This window comes from Billgrantia lactosivorans (assembly GCF_003254665.1).
Classification (GTDB): domain Bacteria; phylum Pseudomonadota; class Gammaproteobacteria; order Pseudomonadales; family Halomonadaceae; genus Halomonas; species Halomonas lactosivorans.
Map to the genome: position 1 here is coordinate 982,032 of NZ_QHGY01000001.1, position 16,011 is coordinate 998,042.

The 16,011-nt window shown below is 64.9% G+C and carries 14 protein-coding genes; 12 read left to right on the top strand and 2 right to left on the bottom strand.

Annotation, left to right across the window (positions count from 1 at the left end):
- The first annotated feature begins 91 nt into the window (after nucleotides 1–91).
- The 8 genes from DIS04_RS04390 (at nucleotide 92) to DIS04_RS04425 (ending at nucleotide 9,536) form a co-directional block, all read left to right on the top strand.
- The gene (locus DIS04_RS04390; RefSeq protein WP_245904478.1) at nucleotides 92–805 is read left to right on the top strand and encodes a GntR family transcriptional regulator; all 714 of its coding nucleotides are present in this window, start codon (nucleotides 92–94) and stop codon (nucleotides 803–805) included.
- A gap of 59 nt (nucleotides 806–864) precedes the next feature.
- Nucleotides 865–2,082: a CaiB/BaiF CoA transferase family protein gene (locus tag DIS04_RS04395; protein WP_111412479.1), complete on the top strand. Its 1,218-nt coding sequence runs from the start codon at nucleotides 865–867 to the stop codon at nucleotides 2,080–2,082.
- Between the two features lie 9 nt (nucleotides 2,083–2,091).
- On the top strand, nucleotides 2,092–3,381 hold the full coding sequence (locus DIS04_RS04400) for a TRAP transporter large permease (RefSeq protein WP_111412480.1): 1,290 nt from the start codon (nucleotides 2,092–2,094) through the stop codon (nucleotides 3,379–3,381).
- 79 nt (nucleotides 3,382–3,460) lie between these two features.
- Entirely contained in the window at nucleotides 3,461–4,507 is a 1,047-nt protein-coding gene (locus DIS04_RS04405) for a TRAP transporter substrate-binding protein (protein ID WP_111412481.1), read from the top strand.
- A gap of 10 nt (nucleotides 4,508–4,517) precedes the next feature.
- A complete protein-coding gene (locus DIS04_RS04410) occupies nucleotides 4,518–5,054 on the top strand; it encodes a TRAP transporter small permease (RefSeq protein WP_111412482.1) in 537 nt (178 codons plus the stop codon).
- Nucleotides 5,047–7,008 carry an aconitate hydratase gene (locus DIS04_RS04415; protein ID WP_111412483.1) on the top strand — a complete coding sequence of 654 codons (1,962 nt, stop codon included), beginning with the start codon at nucleotides 5,047–5,049 and terminating at the stop codon, nucleotides 7,006–7,008. The genes DIS04_RS04410 and DIS04_RS04415 overlap by 8 nt, the downstream gene beginning before the upstream one ends.
- Entirely contained in the window at nucleotides 7,005–7,937 is a 933-nt protein-coding gene (locus DIS04_RS04420; protein WP_111412484.1) for a hydroxymethylglutaryl-CoA lyase, read from the top strand. The genes DIS04_RS04415 and DIS04_RS04420 overlap by 4 nt, the downstream gene beginning before the upstream one ends.
- A gap of 474 nt (nucleotides 7,938–8,411) precedes the next feature.
- Nucleotides 8,412–9,536 carry a DcaP family trimeric outer membrane transporter gene (locus DIS04_RS04425; RefSeq protein WP_111412485.1) on the top strand — a complete coding sequence of 375 codons (1,125 nt, stop codon included), beginning with the start codon at nucleotides 8,412–8,414 and terminating at the stop codon, nucleotides 9,534–9,536.
- Between the two features lie 241 nt (nucleotides 9,537–9,777).
- Here the strand turns inward: DIS04_RS04425 and DIS04_RS04430 are convergent, their stop codons facing one another.
- Complete coding sequence (locus DIS04_RS04430; RefSeq protein ID WP_218938122.1) at nucleotides 9,778–10,863, bottom strand: cytochrome c3 family protein; 1,086 nt, start codon at nucleotides 10,861–10,863, stop codon at nucleotides 9,778–9,780.
- Nucleotides 10,864–10,981: 118 nt separating this feature from the next.
- Between DIS04_RS04430 and DIS04_RS04435 the strand changes: the two genes are divergently transcribed.
- From DIS04_RS04435 to DIS04_RS04450, 4 genes are all read left to right on the top strand, one after another.
- The gene (locus tag DIS04_RS04435) at nucleotides 10,982–12,454 is read left to right on the top strand and encodes a ferric reductase-like transmembrane domain-containing protein (RefSeq protein ID WP_111412486.1); all 1,473 of its coding nucleotides are present in this window, start codon (nucleotides 10,982–10,984) and stop codon (nucleotides 12,452–12,454) included.
- Between the two features lie 67 nt (nucleotides 12,455–12,521).
- Nucleotides 12,522–13,154: a DUF2201 family putative metallopeptidase gene (locus DIS04_RS04440; protein WP_111412487.1), complete on the top strand. Its 633-nt coding sequence runs from the start codon at nucleotides 12,522–12,524 to the stop codon at nucleotides 13,152–13,154.
- Between the two features lie 43 nt (nucleotides 13,155–13,197).
- Nucleotides 13,198–14,214: a helix-turn-helix transcriptional regulator gene (locus DIS04_RS04445; protein WP_111412488.1), complete on the top strand. Its 1,017-nt coding sequence runs from the start codon at nucleotides 13,198–13,200 to the stop codon at nucleotides 14,212–14,214.
- A gap of 52 nt (nucleotides 14,215–14,266) precedes the next feature.
- Complete coding sequence (locus tag DIS04_RS04450; protein WP_245904479.1) at nucleotides 14,267–14,809, top strand: YkvA family protein; 543 nt, start codon at nucleotides 14,267–14,269, stop codon at nucleotides 14,807–14,809.
- 205 nt (nucleotides 14,810–15,014) lie between these two features.
- Here the strand turns inward: DIS04_RS04450 and DIS04_RS04455 are convergent, their stop codons facing one another.
- On the bottom strand, nucleotides 15,015–15,986 hold the full coding sequence (locus DIS04_RS04455; RefSeq protein WP_162623014.1) for a restriction endonuclease: 972 nt from the start codon (nucleotides 15,984–15,986) through the stop codon (nucleotides 15,015–15,017).
- Nucleotides 15,987–16,011 lie beyond the last annotated feature (25 nt).

Genomic DNA, 16,011 nt, shown 5'->3' on the forward strand with positions numbered 1-16,011 from the left:
CACATTGCATGCAATCTTCGACCAATGTCGAGTTAATGCCGCACAACCACTGCGCCTATAGTCACTATTGCATGCAATGTGTGAGGCAAAGATGACGCAACCCGCAATCGTCGAAGGGCCGCGCATGGCGCGGACCGCCACCGCCGAGGTCCATAACGTGATCAAGGAGCGGATTCTCGACGGCCACTACCGAGCCCACGAGTACGTGCGCGAGGCGAGCATCGCCCGTGAGCTGGGCGTGAGCCGCACCCCGGTGCGCGAGGCGCTGCGCGAGCTGGTCTCGGAGGGCTGGCTCGAGGCGATCCCGCACCACGGCGCGCGGGTCGTGGCCTGGACGGAGAAGGATGCGCGGGAGGTGTTCGAGCTGCGCCTGGTACTCGAGCCGATGGCCGTGGGGCTGGCCAGCGAGCGCATGGACCTGGCGCGCCTGGCGCAGCTGGAGGCGCTGGCCGACCGCATGGAAGCGCTGGTCGAGCGCATCGAACGCGAACCCGAGGTGCGCAACGAGATCGCCTTCCTCAACCACGACTTCCATCGCGAGCTGATTGCGGCCAGCGACAACCAGCGCCTGGCCGCGGTGCTCGACAGTGTGGTGCGCACCTCGGTGATCCGGCGCAACTTCGGCAACTACGATCTCGCCAACCTGCGCCGCAGCATGCGTCATCACCGCGAGATCCTCGAGGCCATCTCCGCCGGCAGCGCCGAGTGGGCCGAGAGCGTGATGCGCGCCCACCTGCTGGCCGCCCGCGCCCTGCATGTGCGTTTTCCCGACCCTCCCGATGTCACCAGGGCATCGCCCGATTGAACCGGCGCCCTCGAGCCGGCTCGCTCGGCGGATAACCATAAAGAGGCCATACAACAACAATGACTCCACACGACAACCCGACTCCGCCCCCTCTCGATGACGTCAAGGTGCTCGAGCTGGGACAACTGATCGCCGGCCCCTACTGCGGACAGGTACTGGCCGACTTCGGCGCCCAGGTCGTCAAGGTGGAACCGCCCGGCAAGGGCGACGCCATGCGCCAGTGGGGCGAGGCAGATCCCCAGGACGGCGAGCCGCTGTGGTGGAACGTCATCGCCCGCAACAAGCAGTCGCTGACGCTCGACCTGCGCCAGCCGCGCGGCCAGGCGCTGCTGCGCGAGCTGGCCCGCCAGGCCGACGTGGTCATCGAGAACTTCCGCCCCGGCACCATGGAGCGCTGGGGGCTCGGCTACGAGGCGCTCTCCCGCGACAACCCCGGCCTGGTCATGGTGCGCGTCACCGGCTTCGGCCAGGACGGCCCCTACGCCTCGCGCGCCGGCTTCGCCTCGGTGTGCGAGGCGATGGGCGGCCTGCGCTACATCAGCGGCTATCCCGACCGCCCCCCGGTGCGCGTCGGCATTTCGCTGGGCGACACCCTGGCCGGGGTACATGCCGCGCTGGGCACCATGATGGCCCTGCACCAGCGCGCCCGCAGCGGCTGCGGCCAGGTCGTCGACAGCTCGATCTTCGAGTCGGTGCTGGCGATGATGGAGAGCCTGGTCCCCGAGTACGCCCGCGCCGGCAAGGTGCGCGAGCGCAGCGGCAGCTTCCTGCCCAAGATCGCTCCCTCCAACGCCTACCCGGCCCGCGACGGGCGCGACGTGATCATCGGCGCCAACCAGGACACGGTGTTCCGCCGCCTGTGCGAGGCCATGGGCCAGCCGGGCCTGGCCGACCACCCCGACTACGCCACCCACCGCGCCCGCGGCGAGCACCAGCAGGCCATCGACGACCTGGTGGCCACCTGGACACGCCAGCACGACGCCCAGCAGGTGGTCGACATCCTGGCCCGGGCCGGGGTCCCGGCAGGGCTGGTCTACCGCGCCCCCGACATGCTGGCCGACCCGCACTTCCAGGCCCGCGAGGCGATCGTCGAGGTGCCCGACCGCCACGGCCGGCCGCTGCCCATGCAGAACGTCTTTCCGCGGCTGTCGCACAGCCCCGGACGGGTACGCCACGTGGGGCCGGCGCTCGGCGAGCACACCGAGGCGATCCTGTCGGGCTGGCTCGGCTACGACACGGCCGCGCTCGACGCGCTGCGCCGCGACCAGGTGATCTAGGAGACGCTCATGGAAACCGCACTGGTCATACTCGCCCTGGTCGCCATGATCGGCCTGGGCGTGCCGATCTTCCTCTCGCTGGGCGTCGCGGGCCTGATCGGCCTGTACACGGCGCGCGGCTCGCTGGCGTTCTTCTTCGCCCCGTCGTCGCTGTTCGGCCAGCTCAACGTGTTCGAGATGGTCGCGCTGCCGCTGTTCATCCTGATGGGCAGCCTGCTCGGCGCCACGCCGGTCGGCGCCAACCTGTTCCAGGCGGCGGTGCGCTGGCTCAACTGGCTGCGCGGCAGCCTGGCGATCTCCTCGGTGGGTGCCTCGGCGATGTTCGGCGCCGTCTCGGGGGTCAGCCTGGCGGGGGTGGCCGCGGTCGGCTCCATCGCCGTGCCGCAGATGCTCGAGCGCGGCTACAGCCGAACCCTGGCCGCCGGCTCGGTGGTCACCGCCGGCGCGCTGGCGATGCTGATTCCGCCCAGCGTGCCCTTCATCATCTACGGCGCGGTCTCCAGCGTCTCGGTGGCCGACCTGTTCATCGGCGGCATCGTGCCCGGCATCGTGCTGGCCCTGGCCCTGTCGGCCTACATCTTCGTGCGCGTCAGCCTGAACCCGCAGGAGGCACCGGTTGCCGAGCAGCGCTTCACCTGGCGCGAACGCTTCGAGAGCCTGGGCCAGATCTGGCATGCCGCGCTGCTGGTGCTGGCGGTGCTCGGGTCGATCTACACCGGCTTCGCCACGCCCAGCGAGGCGGCGGGGGTCGGGGCGCTGGGCGCCTTCCTCATCGCCGCGGTGGTCTTCCGCAGCCTGAGCTGGGCCCGGCTGCTCCAGATCCTCGGCACCACCGCGCGAATCAGCGGCGCCATCCTGTTGATCATGGGCTGCGCCAAGATCTTCGGCGACTACCTCAACATGGTGCGCGTGCCGCAACTGCTCACCGAGACCCTGACCAACAGCGGCCTGCCCGCCTGGGCCATCCTGCTGGCGGTGATGCTGCTGCTGATCCTGCTCGGCATGCTGGTGGACGCGGTGTCGCTGATCGTGGTCACCACGCCGGTGCTGCTGCCGCTGGTGGAGGCGCTGGGCTACGACCCGCTGTGGTTCGGCATCGTCATGGTGCTCAACCTCGAGATCGCCGTGGTCACCCCGCCGGTGGGGCTCAACCTCTATGCCTTGCGCGGCGTGTGTCCGGACCTGTCCATCGAGGAGATCATCCGCAGCTCCCTGCCGTTCGTCGCCGTGCAGTTCCTGGTGCTGATGCTGTTCGTGTTCTTCCCCAGCCTCAGCCTGTGGTTGCCGGGGCTCATGTAGTCCGGCAAGAGCGCGGCCCCGGCCGCAAACCCATCGCTCGCAACGCGAGCCGAGTACAACAACAAGCAGGAGACTCACCATGACCATCACACGCCGCCAACTGCTCAAGTACGGCACCTTCGCCACCGCCGGCGCCAGCCTGTTCGGCGGGCACAGCCTGTTCGCGCCCCGCGCCATGGCCGCCACGGCCTTGACCGGGGTGAACTACATCACGCCCTCCTACAAGGCGCTGAGCTACGGCTCCGACGGCTTCGTCAAGTTCCTGGAAGAGAACCACGCCGACGTCATCGACTTCGACTACCACCACTCCGGCCAGCTGCTGACCGCCGACGAGCAGCTGCCGGGGCTGCGTGCCGGCAGCGTGGACTTCATGTTCCACACCCTCTCCTACATCACCCGCTCGCTGCCGATCCTCGGCATCACCGGCCTGCCCGGCGTGGTCGACGAGCTGTACCAGCATCCCGAGCGGCTCAAGCTGGGCAGCCCGCTGATGGAGCTGATCAACGAGCAGCTCGCCGAGGAGAACCTCTACATGCTCTGCTCCGGCGGCGGCATCCTCGAGCCGGAGTACATCTGGAGCACCGAGGAGAACCCGATTCGCTCCCTCGAGGACATGCGCGGCAAGAAGATCCGCGTGGTCGGCTACGAGGCCACCACCGCGCTGGAGAACTACGACATCGGTGCCACCCGCATCCCCTCCTCGGAGACCTACCAGGCGCTGCAGCGCGGTACCGTGGATGCCGGCATCTTCAATATCTCCACGGTGGTGGGCCGCAGCCTGCACGAACAGCTGGCCGCCTGCTACAAGCTGCCGGTGACGGCCTTCACGGTCGCCCCGTTCATGCTGCGCGACCGCTGGGACAGCCTCGACGACGACGTGCGCAACGCCCTTCAGGAGGCCGCCCAGTGGTACGACGACAACTTCATCGAGCACTGCAACAACGACGTCTACCCCAACGAGTACTGGCCGATGATGGAGGAAGCCGGCATCGAGGTGATCGAGCCCAGCGAGGAGGACCTGGCCGCCTTCAACGAGCACACCGAGGCGGGATGGGAGCACTGGAAGGGCGAAGTCGGCGAGGAGGTCGGCGAACGCGCCATCGCCCTGGCCCTCGGCGAGGCCTGAGGAGGTTGCCATGAGCGTCAATGCCCTACGCAGCTGGGACGGCCTGATGGCCGTCCTGCGCGGCGCCTCGATCCTGATGCTCGTCTTCATGGCGCTGACCATCTGCTACGACGCCCTGATGCGCCACGCCTTCTCGGCGCCGACCAGCTGGAGCCTGGAGATCAACTCCTTCCTGCTGGTCTATCTGGCGGTGATGGGCGCCGCCGAGGCGCAGCGAAACGAGGCCCACATCCGCATCGAGTTCTTCGCCGACAAGATGCCGCTGCGCCTGCAGGCGTTGATCGGCGTGATCACCGGCCTGCTCGGCGCCACCTTCAGCTTCATCATGGTGTGGCGCGGGGGCATCATGACGATGCAGGCGTTCGAATACGGCGAGCGCGTCTCCAGCGCGCTGGGCACCCCGACCGGCATCCCCTACGCCATGCTGCCCATCGGTTTCGGCCTGCTCGGGCTGCAGTTCCTGATCGACGTGTGCCGATCCGGCTACCGCTGCCTGCACCCCGAAACGACGCCAGCCCCATCGAAGGAGGTGCCAACCGATGTCTGAAACGCTCAGCCACAAGCTGATCGCCGCGCACCTGCTCGACGGCGAGATGACGCCCGGCAGCGAGATCGCCCTGCGCATGGACCAGACGCTGCTGCAGGACATCCTCGGCACCCTGGTGATGCTGGAGCTCGACGCCATGGGTATCGATCGGGTACGCACCGACCCCAGCGTGCAGTACATCGACCACACCCTGCTGCAGCCGGACAATATCAACGCCGACGCTCACCTGTTCCTGAAGAGCGCCTGCGAGCGGCTGGGGGTGTGGTACAGCGGGCCGGGCAACGGCATCAGCCACCCCGTGCACATGGAGCGCTTCGGCGTGCCCGGCCAGAGCCTGGTCGGCTGCGACAGCCACACCACCGCGGCCGGCGCCCTGAGCATGCTGGCCATCGGCGCCGGCGGCATCGAGGTGGCCATGGCCATGGCCGGCGAACCGCTCTACCTGCCGATGCCGGAGGTCATCGGCGTGCGCCTGGAAGGCGATCTGCCCGAGTGGGTCAGCGCCAAGGACGTGATTCTCGAGCTGCTGCGTCGCCACGGCGTCGCCGGGGCGAAGAACTGCATCCTCGAGTATCACGGCCCCGGCCTGGCCGCGCTGGATGCCATGGACCGCCATGTGCTGGCCAACATGGGCACCGAGATGGGGGCCACCGCCAGCGTCTTCCCCAGCGACGAGGTAACCCGCGAGTTCCTGCGCTCGCGCGGCCGCGAGGCCGACTGGCGACCGCTGGCCGCCGACCCGGGCTGCCGCTACGACCGCAGCGAACGCATCGACCTCTCGACGCTGGAGCCGCTGATCGCACTGCCCTCCAGCCCCGACAAGGTGGTGCCGGTGTCCCGGGTCGCCGGCGAGCCGCTCTACCAGGCCTACATCGGCTCCTCCGGCAACCCCGGCTATCGCGACTTCGCCGTGGTGGCGGAGATCGTCAAGGGCCGGCGCGTGGCCAGCGAGGTCTCGCTGGACATCAACCCCTCGACACGCCAGGTGCTCTCCGCCCTGATCGGCGAGGGCCACCTCGCCGCCCTGGTCGAGGCCGGCGCGCGCCTGCACCAGCCGGGCTGCAACGGCTGCATCGGCATGGGCCAGGCGCCCGCCGCCGGGCGCAACAGCCTGCGCACGGTGCCGCGCAACTTTCCCGGCCGCTCCGGCACGCGCGAGGACAGCGTCTTCCTGTGCAGCCCCGAGACCGCTGCCGCCTCGGCACTAGCCGGCGTCATCACCGACCCGCGCAGCCTCGGCATGCCCTGCCCCCGGGTGCGGGAGCCTGCGCGAATGGCGGTCAGCGACGACTGGTTCGTGCCGCCGCTGCCCGCGGAGCGCGCGCGGCACGTCTCGCTGCTCGCCACCGACAACACGCCACCGCTGCCGGCGCTGACCCCGCTGCCCGAGCGCATCGAGGTGCCGGTGCTGCTCAAGGCCGGCGACAACGTCTCCACCGACGACATCATGCCCGCCGGGGCGCGCGTGCTGCCGATCTGGAGCAACGTCTACGCCTCCGCCGAGCACACCTTCGAGGCGCTGGACCCGGACTACGTGGCACGCGCCAGAGCGCGTGGCGATGCCGGCCATGCCATCGTCGGCGGCAACAACTACGGCCAGGGCTCGAGCCGCGAGAATGCCGCGCTGGTGCCGCGCCTGCTCGGCCTGCAGGTGGTCATCGCCAGGAGCATCGCGCGCATCCACTGGCAGAACCTGCCATGCTTCGGCGTGCTGCCGCTGACCTTCCGCGACCCGGCGGACTACGGCCGCATCGCGCGTGGCCAGACCCTGGTCATCGACGATGTGCGCGGTCAGCTGGCTGCCGGGCAGCGCATCCAGGCCACGCTCGACGGCGCGCCCCTCACGCTGATGCACGAGCTGAGCCCCCGTCAGGTGGCGATCCTCACGGCCGGCGGGGTGATCAACTGGCTGCGACAACGCAAGGCTTCGTCTCCTGAGGAGAACGTGACATGACGGCACTCAGGCCACCGCAACGCGTGGCGATCGTCGAGGTCGCCCCGCGCGACGGCTTCCAGTCCATCCGCGATCCGCTGCCCACCGCCGACAAGCAGCGCTGTATCGAGGCGCTGCTCGATGCCGGTGTCACGCGCCTGGAGATCGGCTCCTTCGTCAGCCCCAGGGCCATCCCGCAGATGGCCGACACCGGCGAGCTGGTGGCGGCCTTCGCCGAACGCCCCGGGGTACGCCTCTCGGCGCTGGTGCCCAACCTCAAGGGCGCCGAGCTGGCGCTGGCACATGGCATCCGTGAAGTGGTCTACGTGGTGTCGGTGTCCGAATCCCACAACCGCAGCAACGTGCGCCGCACCCCCGAGGAGTCGCTCGGCGATCTGGCCCGGGTGATCGAGCGTCTGCAGCAGAGCGAAGGCACGCGCCTGCGCCTCGATCTGGGCACCAGCTTCGACTGCCCCTTCGAGGGCACCATCGCCTGGCAGCAGGTCGACCGCGTGCTCGGCAAGGCGCTTGAGCGGATCGGCGATTTGCCCACCGAGGTCGCGCTGTGCGACACCACCGGCCGTGCGACGCCCTACCAGGTGGCCGACCACTTCACCCGCCTGCGCGAACGGCATGCCCGCCCGGGGCTGGAGTGGGCCTTCCATGGCCACGACACCTACGGCATGGGCGTGGCCAATGCGCTGTTCGCCATTCATCACGGCGCCACGGCCGTGGACACGGCCTGCGCGGGCCTGGGGGGCTGCCCCTTCGCCCCCGGCGCCACCGGCAACACCGCCACCGAGGACCTGCTCTACGCCCTGCAGGGGGGCGGGGTCGACACCGGCATCGACCTGCCCCGGCTGCTTCTCGCCGCCGACCGTATCGCCGCGCTGCCCGGCGGCCAGACCGCCAGCCACCTGCGCCAGGTACCGAGAGAGCGCGTGGGCTGAAAATGGCGTCATTCAGCTGGCTCGCTGCCGCTGAGAGGCAACTCGGTGGCAGCGAAGCCGTGCTGATTTTCGCGGTTCACTTCGCCCCCCATTCGGCCCTATTGCCTGCATCGTCCTGAAGGGCCATACGACGCTTGGTCAAGCGCTTTCCAGCAGCAGCCTGCCAGAGCGCGCAGCGCATTGGACAAATTGCTGCCCGAGGCGCGAGCCCCTATCTGGGCCTTTCAGCCAGTTCCGCCCTCCTATCAAGCCCCATCTCATCCTTTTGTCGTAATTTTTGCTTACAAAATTGTAATCAACGTTTCGCCTCGTTAAGGTCGGTTTCCGATGATGGTTGTTCCTGTAACTTTCGTAGGGAAGCCTAAGCATTTCGCATGCCTGGGTGGGGATGCCACATCGTCAATCACTATAAATCACAACGCATGAGCCCGGTGCTCGGCCGCCGAAGCACCGGCGAATAACAAGGAACTGCACGTGACATTTCACAAGAATCTCAAGAAGACTGCCATCTTCTCCGCCAGCGCCCTCGCCCTCGCCGTGGCAAGCGCCGCAAACGCCTTCGAGTTCGAGGCAGGCGACACCACCGTCTCGGTCTATGGCTACGCCAAGCTCGACGTGATCTACGACGTGGACAACGAGATCGGCGAAAAGAGCGTGGCACGCGGTGACATCGCCCTCGACGGTGAAGAGACCAGCGACGGCCACACCAACCTGCATGCGGCCGAGAGCCGTATCGGCTTCTCCACCTCCACCCCGGTTTCCGGCAGCACCCTGAAGACCACCATCGAGGGCGACTTCTACGGCGGTACCGCCAACGCCCCGGAATTCCGCCTGCGCCACGCCTTTGGCGAGTGGAACGGAATTCTTGCCGGTCAGACCTGGACCAACTTCGGCAGCTTCCTCGCCGGCACGCCGACCATCGATTTCACCGGCATCGGTGGCCGCGCCGTGCTGGATCGTCAGGCGCAGCTGCGCTATACCACCGGCGGCTTTTCCATGGCCATCGAGGATCCCGACAAGCTGGGCGGGAGCCCCGTCAATGACGACGCCAAGAACCAGCTTCCCGACCTGACCGCGCGCTACCAGGGCAATGCCGGCAACTTCAGCTACTCCGTTTCCGGCCTGTTGCGCCGTCTCGAGTACGATACGGTGGGCGGCTCCGACGATACGGCAACCGGCTGGGGCATGGGCTTCGACGCCTCACTGGCCGTCAGCGACGCGCTGACCCTGCGCGGCGGCATCGCCCACGGTGACGGCATCGGCGGCTACCTGCACGGCAACCCGGCTGCCCCGGCCATCGTCGACGCAGACGGCAACCTGGAGACCATCGAGGCCACCGGCGGCACCGTCGGCGCCAGCCTCAATGTCGGCCCGGGCGCGATCAACCTTGCCTATACCCTGATCGACCCCGATCTGGACGAAAGCAATGCCACCGCAGACGACAATGCTCAGTTCGAGGATGTCTGGCTGAACTACATCTGGTCGCCGGGCAACCGTATCAGCTACGGCATCGAGGCGAGCTGGCACAGCCGTGAAGTTGTGGACGGCCGTGACGGCGACGCGATGCGCCTGCAGGGCATGGTCAAGTACGACTTCTGATGGTATGGGCGGAAGCAATTCCGCCTTCATCCCGATAGCGATTCCAGCAACACAAGTCTCTGTCTCTCGATCCTTCGCCCCGACCTCCGGTCGGGGCATTTTCGTCTCGTCCATGCCGCCTCTGCGTGCGAGTCTCGCCAGGCTTGGCTTGCCAGGCGGCACGAATCGTCGCTTCTCGCTACGCACCTGAACCCGACCTGTGGCGGGTGACCAGGTTTGACTTGCCTCCGCGGCAGTCGGGTCATTGCCGCCGAATTGACGGCACTTCCACCTCGATGCGCTGCGCCAGGCTGGCGAGGCTGTCATGGAGCAGTTGCAATACATAGCCGGGGTTGTGAACGTAGGCGCCGGGGTCCTTCTTCGCGAACTGGTAGTTGTAGGCCGCCTTCAACAGGCGCGGTGTCCAGCTCTGATAGCGGTTGGGAAAGACGGCCTCGTCGGGGCTGATGTCCCCATTTCCGTCGCTGTCGGCGAAGAAATAGGGGAAGGTATCCGCGGCGTAGCCGATCGGCCTTTCGGTCACTTCGGCGGCGTAACGGACGATCGCCTCGCCGAGGCGGGCGCGCAGGGTCTCGATTTCGCCGTGAATGCCTTCGGCGGTGTTACCGTCACCGTCGAAGTCGCCGTGGCGTGTGCGGATTGCAGTGATCTCGTCGACGCCGCGGTGACAGCTCAGGCATGTCTCGGTGGCGACCCGGGTCGTGTGGGGATCATGGCAGGAGGTACAGTTGCTCGCGCTCGGCACGTGCGGGAAGCGCCCCACATAGTCGCGCCCGGCATACTGGTAGCCGCCGCGAACGTGCGCGCCGTGCAGCGTCGCCGCCGCGACAGCATAGTGCACGTTGATGAAGCCGAGCTCGGAGACGACCGCGTCCTCGTCGAGGCCCTCGACCCGTGCGGCGACCGTGTCGCTGGACGCACGCCCCTGATGGCAGGCCGTGCAGACCGCCGCCTCGCCCAGCGCCGTGACGCTGGCACCCGACGGAAACGTCACCGCGTCGAGCTCATGCGCGGCGGTGGTATGGCAGGAGGCGCAGCCAATCGGCGCATTGATCGCCGCCGGGGCGTCGACGGCGCCCGCCGCGCTGCCGTCTGCGCCCAGGTAGTCGATAAAGCCCGGCTGGGAATGGCAGGCCGCGCAGCTCGTCGGTACCTCGCCTTCCGCATTCCAGTACGTGAACGCCGGCGAGCGGTAGTCGCCGTGCGGCGCCGCGAGCCACGCCGCGACGATCGCGGAGAGCGCCGCGTCGTCATCCTGCGCCAGGGCAGGAGATGCCAAGGCAAGCGTCGCAATGACGGCAATACGACGAATACACTGGCTCCACATAGCGCCGCCCTCCCCTTGCTGCTGCCCCGCAGCCGGATAGCACGGGCGCCCGAGGCCCGTGTCGTCCGGGTTTGGTCTATCTTCGATCATAGACGAGGGACTTACATTCGGAAACACAATGACAGACCCTGAAGACAGCGCCTCCCATGAGACCGGCCACCATGCGATTCGCCTGCCGGGCCCCGTCCTTGCCGCCCTCTACCTCGGCGTCGTCCTGCTGCCGCTCGCGGTGGCGCTGTTCGGCCGCGCCGCGCCGGGCGATCATTGGGAGCGGGCGGCGGCGGCCCTCGGCATGGTCGCGGTCGTCGCGATGGCGGTACAGTTCGTGACCTCGGGCCGCTTTGATCGCGTCTCGCGCCATCTCGGCATCGACAAGATCATGGCGTTCCACAAGATCGCGGCGTGGTGGGTCCTGGTCGCGGTGGTGCTGCATCCGCTGTTCTACGTCCTGCCCACCTGGCTCGACGCACCGGCGCTGGGGCGCGAGCGGCTCGAGGTCTACCTGACCTCGCCGCACTACCGCAGCGGGGTCGTGGCCTGGGCCGCCTTCGCGCTGCTGCTCGTCACGTCGCTGCTTCGCGAGAAACTGCCGTGGCGCTACGAGACCTGGCGCGCCACGCACCTGCCGCTCGGGGTCCTGGCGGTGGCGGGCAGCCTCCACCATGCCTTCGCGGCCGGCCGGTTCACCGCCGCCGCGCCGCTGCCGCCGATCTGGCTCGCCACCGGCGCCGCCGTCGCGGCGGTGGTCGGGGTGCTCTATGGCTGGCGCTGGTACAAGCTGCACCGGCATCCGTGGACGCTCGCCAGCGTCTCGCGCGTCGCCGACCGGATGTGGCAGCTGCATGTCGAGCCCGCCCCCGGCACGCCACCCCTGGTCTACCACGCCGGCCAGTTCGTCTGGCTGACCGTCGGGCGGCGACGGTTTCCGCTCCTGGACCACCCCTTCTCGCTCTCCGACAGCCCCCTCGACCCCGGCACCAGGCTGATCATCAAGGAGGTGGGGGACTTCACGAGTACGGTGGGCACGCTGATTCCCGGTACGCCGATCGGGCTCGACGGACCCTACGGCGAATTCGTGCTGGAGGGCAGCGACGCCAAGGCCGTGATCCTGATCGCGGGCGGGGTCGGCATCGCACCGATCATGGGTCTGCTGCGCGACATGCTGGCGCGGGGCGAGCGGCGTCCCGTGCGGCTCGCCTACGCCGTCGGCGCCCCGGCGAACTTCGCCTGCCTCGACGAGATCGAAGCGGCCCGCGCGCGTCTCGACCTTCGCGTGCTCCTGCTTTCCGAGACCACCGCCCCCGGCTATCGAGGAGAGGTCGGCCGGCTCGATCGGCAACGGCTTTCCACGCTTCTCGAAGGGCTCGATCCGACACGCTCTGTCGTGCTCATGTGCGGCCCCGGCGGGATGGTCACGGCGGTCTCGGACGCGCTTCTCGACGTGGGCATGCCGATGCGGCGCATCCTCTACGAGCGCTTCGACTACGCCGCCGGTTCGTCGCGCCAGGATCGCCGCCGCACCCGCCGCTTTGCCGCCATCGGCGCCGGCCTGGCCCTGGGGGTGGCGATATTCGCGCTGGCCGCCAGCTGAGTGGTGCGACGAGAGTTGTCGCTACACGGTGCGATAGTCAGGCAAGTGCACTTGCCAGGAGGCCATCATGACGCACCCGACTCTCACCGTGGCGACAAGGACACACGAACGCGACGCCTACCAACTGGACAAATGGCTCACCGATCGAGCGCGTTGGCAACAGCACCAACCCCTGACCTGGGCCTTGGCCGGATACCTTCCCCTGGCCATGGATACGACACTCGACACGGCCACCACCGATGGCACCCGCATTCGCTTCAACCCCCTATGGAGTGGCGGCCTGGACGATGCCACCCGGTGTCACATTCACGCCCACCTGGTCTGGCACTGCGTTGCCGGGCATTTCCTCCCTGCCCCTGTCACCGATCACCATCGCTGGCACCTGGCCTGCGACCATGAAGTCAATGCCGTACTGCTGCTGCTGGGTATCGCTCTACCCGGCAAGGCCACCTTCTTTCCCGCCTGCATCGGCAAGCCACTGATCGAGATACACGAATGGCTAAAGTTTCACCCCCATTTGGCCGAAGAAGAATTAGTGGATCAATTAGAGCCTGCTGAGATGAATTGCACGGCGCTCGCCCGGCAGTGGAGCAATCGCGTCGAATCGCTGCTGGCAACGCCCGAGGTCGCCTCGGCAAACAGCACGCGAAAGGCGCTTTGGTTGATCCAGCGCATCATGGCTACCGTACGGCACCGTTAGCCTGAGGAAGCCATCGAGTTCCGCTATAACTCCAAGGAAAGCCATGTCCGAGAGCCGTGATACTCTGTTTCGCTTTTTGACCATGCTGCAGCTGATCCCGCGCTATCCCGGCCGCATCAGCACGCCGGTCTTGCTGGAAAAGTTGCACGAGCGAGGCTTCGTCATCGACAACCGCTCCCTGCAGCGCGACCTGCGCGGACGGCTCTCGCGGTTCTTCCCCCTTGGCTGCGACGACAGCGAGAAGCCCTACCGCTGGTACTTCGATCGCGACTACCACTGCGACCTGCCGGCACTCGACGTACCGAGCGCTCTGACCCTTGTGCTGGCCGAAGAATACCTGAAGGGGTTGCTACCACCGGTTGTGATCGGCCAGTTGGCGCCACAATTCCGAAGCGCACGGCAACTTCTGGATGAGATGCAGCGCAACGGGCTGAGCCAGTGGGCCAGGCGCGTGCGCGCGATACCCAACGGCAAGGCCCTCATCCCCGCCCAACTCGAGGAAGCCACCTGGCAGACCGTTGCCCAGGCGCTGCTGGAGCAGCGGTCGCTGGATGTGACCTACCTCTCGCGCAGTCGGGAGGAGCGCAAGACGTTCACCCTACATCCGCAGGGCATGGTCAGCCGCCACAGCGTGACCTACCTGCTCGCCACCGTGAACGACTACAACGATATCCGCCAGTTCGCCATGCAGCGCATTGAAGCCGCTGCCTTCAGCGAGGCCGCGTGGCGGGAGTCCGCGGACTTCAACCTGGACGACTACATCGCGAGCGGTGCCTTCGGCTACCCGCAAGGGAAGGCTGACGTCCGGCTGGTCGCCCACATCGAGCCCCAGGTCGCCTGGCTGCTGACGGAAACACCGCTGGCCGAAAAGCAGACCCTCACACCACTTTCCGACAGCGACTGGTACCAATTGGAAGCGTTAGTGCCGAATGATCAGCAAACCCTGTGGTGGCTGAGAGGGATGGGTGCCAGCGTAGAGGTCATTGAGCCACAGGACTGGAAGGAGGAAATACTTTCATGTGCTAGGAAAATTTTATCCAGACAACACCAGCAGGCATAAATAAAATTTAATCAGAAACAATTGTTTTAGAATTCACCAAGGCGACAATGAAATGAGTAAAACCAATACCCATGATGTTCTAACAAGCATTTCCGATGAGGAAATTTCATTGAGCGGCGCCAGAGCAACCATGGAAGATATTCCTAATCATAGCCCCGAAAAAAAGGAGCACGAACAAGAAACCCTACCGCAAGAAACAGCCATAAAAACCAATACTAAAAGCACGAATGAAGAGAAAGCAAGCGAAGAAATAAATAGAGAAATAAGCGAGAACGAAAAAAATTATTCAGACGAGGGGTTCTGGAAAAAAGTCACTAAATATGCAAAAAAAGCGGGCGAAAAAACCCTGTCGCCTGCGATGAAGCTCTATTATTCGGCACAAGACCCAGATACGCCTACGTGGGCAAAAACCACAATGTATGGAGCTTTAGGTTATTTCATTTCCCCAGTAGATGCAATACCTGATTTAACGCCGGTATTAGGTTATACCGATGACATAGGAATTTTGGTTGGAGCAATCGGAGTGGTAGCGGCCCACATCAAAGACGAGCACGCAGAAAAAGCAAAGGAAACTCTCTTACGCTGGTTTAGTTAGCGCAAGCAGCAGCATTCATGTTACTCACTTGAAACAGCCACTGCAAAAGCAGACAGCAAACGCAAGGCAGCGCCCCCTCCTTCAAGGAGGGGGAAAGAAAAAACTTACCAAGACCGTTTAACAGCAATTTTTCAACAAGCACCCCATCACTAACTGGCCTGATCGTAATCTGTGCATAGTTCATCAAAATTCATACTAAAAATATCTATAGCAGCACGGGGGCATCGGATAACCCAAGTCGACTTCGTGTAATTACAGATAAATTTTGGCAATGCTCAAATAGCCAATCCACAAAATCAATGCCATCCATTATCTGGATTCCATCTTTCTCGGCCAAAGCCTTGGTGCTTTCACCTGTAACGGCAGTCGTGATCAGCCAGCGCTGGGCATCCTCCTCATCAATTGCGGCGAGCTGCCGGATGCCGTGCTTCCCTGTGACGCCTTGATGATGCTTCACTTGAATGATAAGTTTGGTAGGATTGAACCGATCCTTTCGGTAAGCCTCAATATCTGCATCTGCAATACCTTCGTAGTGCCGCTTGCTTGGCCGGTGAACATCATACCCTTCCAGCTTAAAGAGCTCCATCACCAGCATTTCCATACCATTCCCGCCTCCAGAAAGAAAAATATTACCTTGTTGGATGCGATCTAGCAGTCTCCTCTTGAAAACTTCAATTGCTTCAATATTTTCAACTTCATGCTGGCTGTTTATGTTACTGAATCCGCCAGATTCTAGCCGAGCATATAGAGTTTCCAGCTCATCTGAAAACTCATCCAGCGATGCAACTGCCATTCGAATTTTTAAACGTGTTGCAAGCGCAGTGGAGAGATCATCGCGAGGAACCCTTTTGATTGTCCCATCTGGGTCTCTCAAAAATTCTGCACCGACGCGATTTTCGCCATAGCCAACGTCTAATCCAAAGCTCTTCTGACCAGTAGCTCTGGCAAGGAGGATAGCGCGAGCGACGGGCACCACTATCAAGTCACCGGCACGAATATTAAAGAATCGCCTAATTTGGTTCCCTTTTCTACCTACCTCGACATCCTTCTCACGAAACTCTGCCATGAGAGAGTCATCAGATGGATGCTCTGAAAAATTCATCTGAGACCAGCCATACCCGACCTTATCTATTTTTGCTAATTCAATCGGGCTTCTCACTAGTACAACTCTAGCCACAAAACTTTCCTTATCTCAATTCCGA

Excerpts from the sequence above, each read along its gene's own strand:
- DIS04_RS04390 (WP_245904478.1), top strand. The coding sequence starts at position 92 with ATGACGCAACCCGCAATCGTCGAAGGGCCGCGCATGGCGCGGACCGCC.
- DIS04_RS04395 (WP_111412479.1), top strand. The coding sequence starts at position 865 with ATGACTCCACACGACAACCCGACTCCGCCCCCTCTCGATGACGTCAAG.
- DIS04_RS04400 (WP_111412480.1), top strand. The coding sequence starts at position 2,092 with ATGGAAACCGCACTGGTCATACTCGCCCTGGTCGCCATGATCGGCCTG.
- DIS04_RS04405 (WP_111412481.1), top strand. The coding sequence starts at position 3,461 with ATGACCATCACACGCCGCCAACTGCTCAAGTACGGCACCTTCGCCACC.
- DIS04_RS04410 (WP_111412482.1), top strand. The coding sequence starts at position 4,518 with ATGAGCGTCAATGCCCTACGCAGCTGGGACGGCCTGATGGCCGTCCTG.
- DIS04_RS04415 (WP_111412483.1), top strand. The coding sequence starts at position 5,047 with ATGTCTGAAACGCTCAGCCACAAGCTGATCGCCGCGCACCTGCTCGAC.
- DIS04_RS04420 (WP_111412484.1), top strand. The coding sequence starts at position 7,005 with ATGACGGCACTCAGGCCACCGCAACGCGTGGCGATCGTCGAGGTCGCC.
- DIS04_RS04430 (WP_218938122.1), bottom strand. The coding sequence starts at position 10,863 with ATGTGGAGCCAGTGTATTCGTCGTATTGCCGTCATTGCGACGCTTGCC.
- DIS04_RS04435 (WP_111412486.1), top strand. The coding sequence starts at position 10,982 with ATGACAGACCCTGAAGACAGCGCCTCCCATGAGACCGGCCACCATGCG.
- DIS04_RS04440 (WP_111412487.1), top strand. The coding sequence starts at position 12,522 with ATGACGCACCCGACTCTCACCGTGGCGACAAGGACACACGAACGCGAC.
- DIS04_RS04445 (WP_111412488.1), top strand. The coding sequence starts at position 13,198 with ATGTCCGAGAGCCGTGATACTCTGTTTCGCTTTTTGACCATGCTGCAG.
- DIS04_RS04450 (WP_245904479.1), top strand. The coding sequence starts at position 14,267 with ATGAGTAAAACCAATACCCATGATGTTCTAACAAGCATTTCCGATGAG.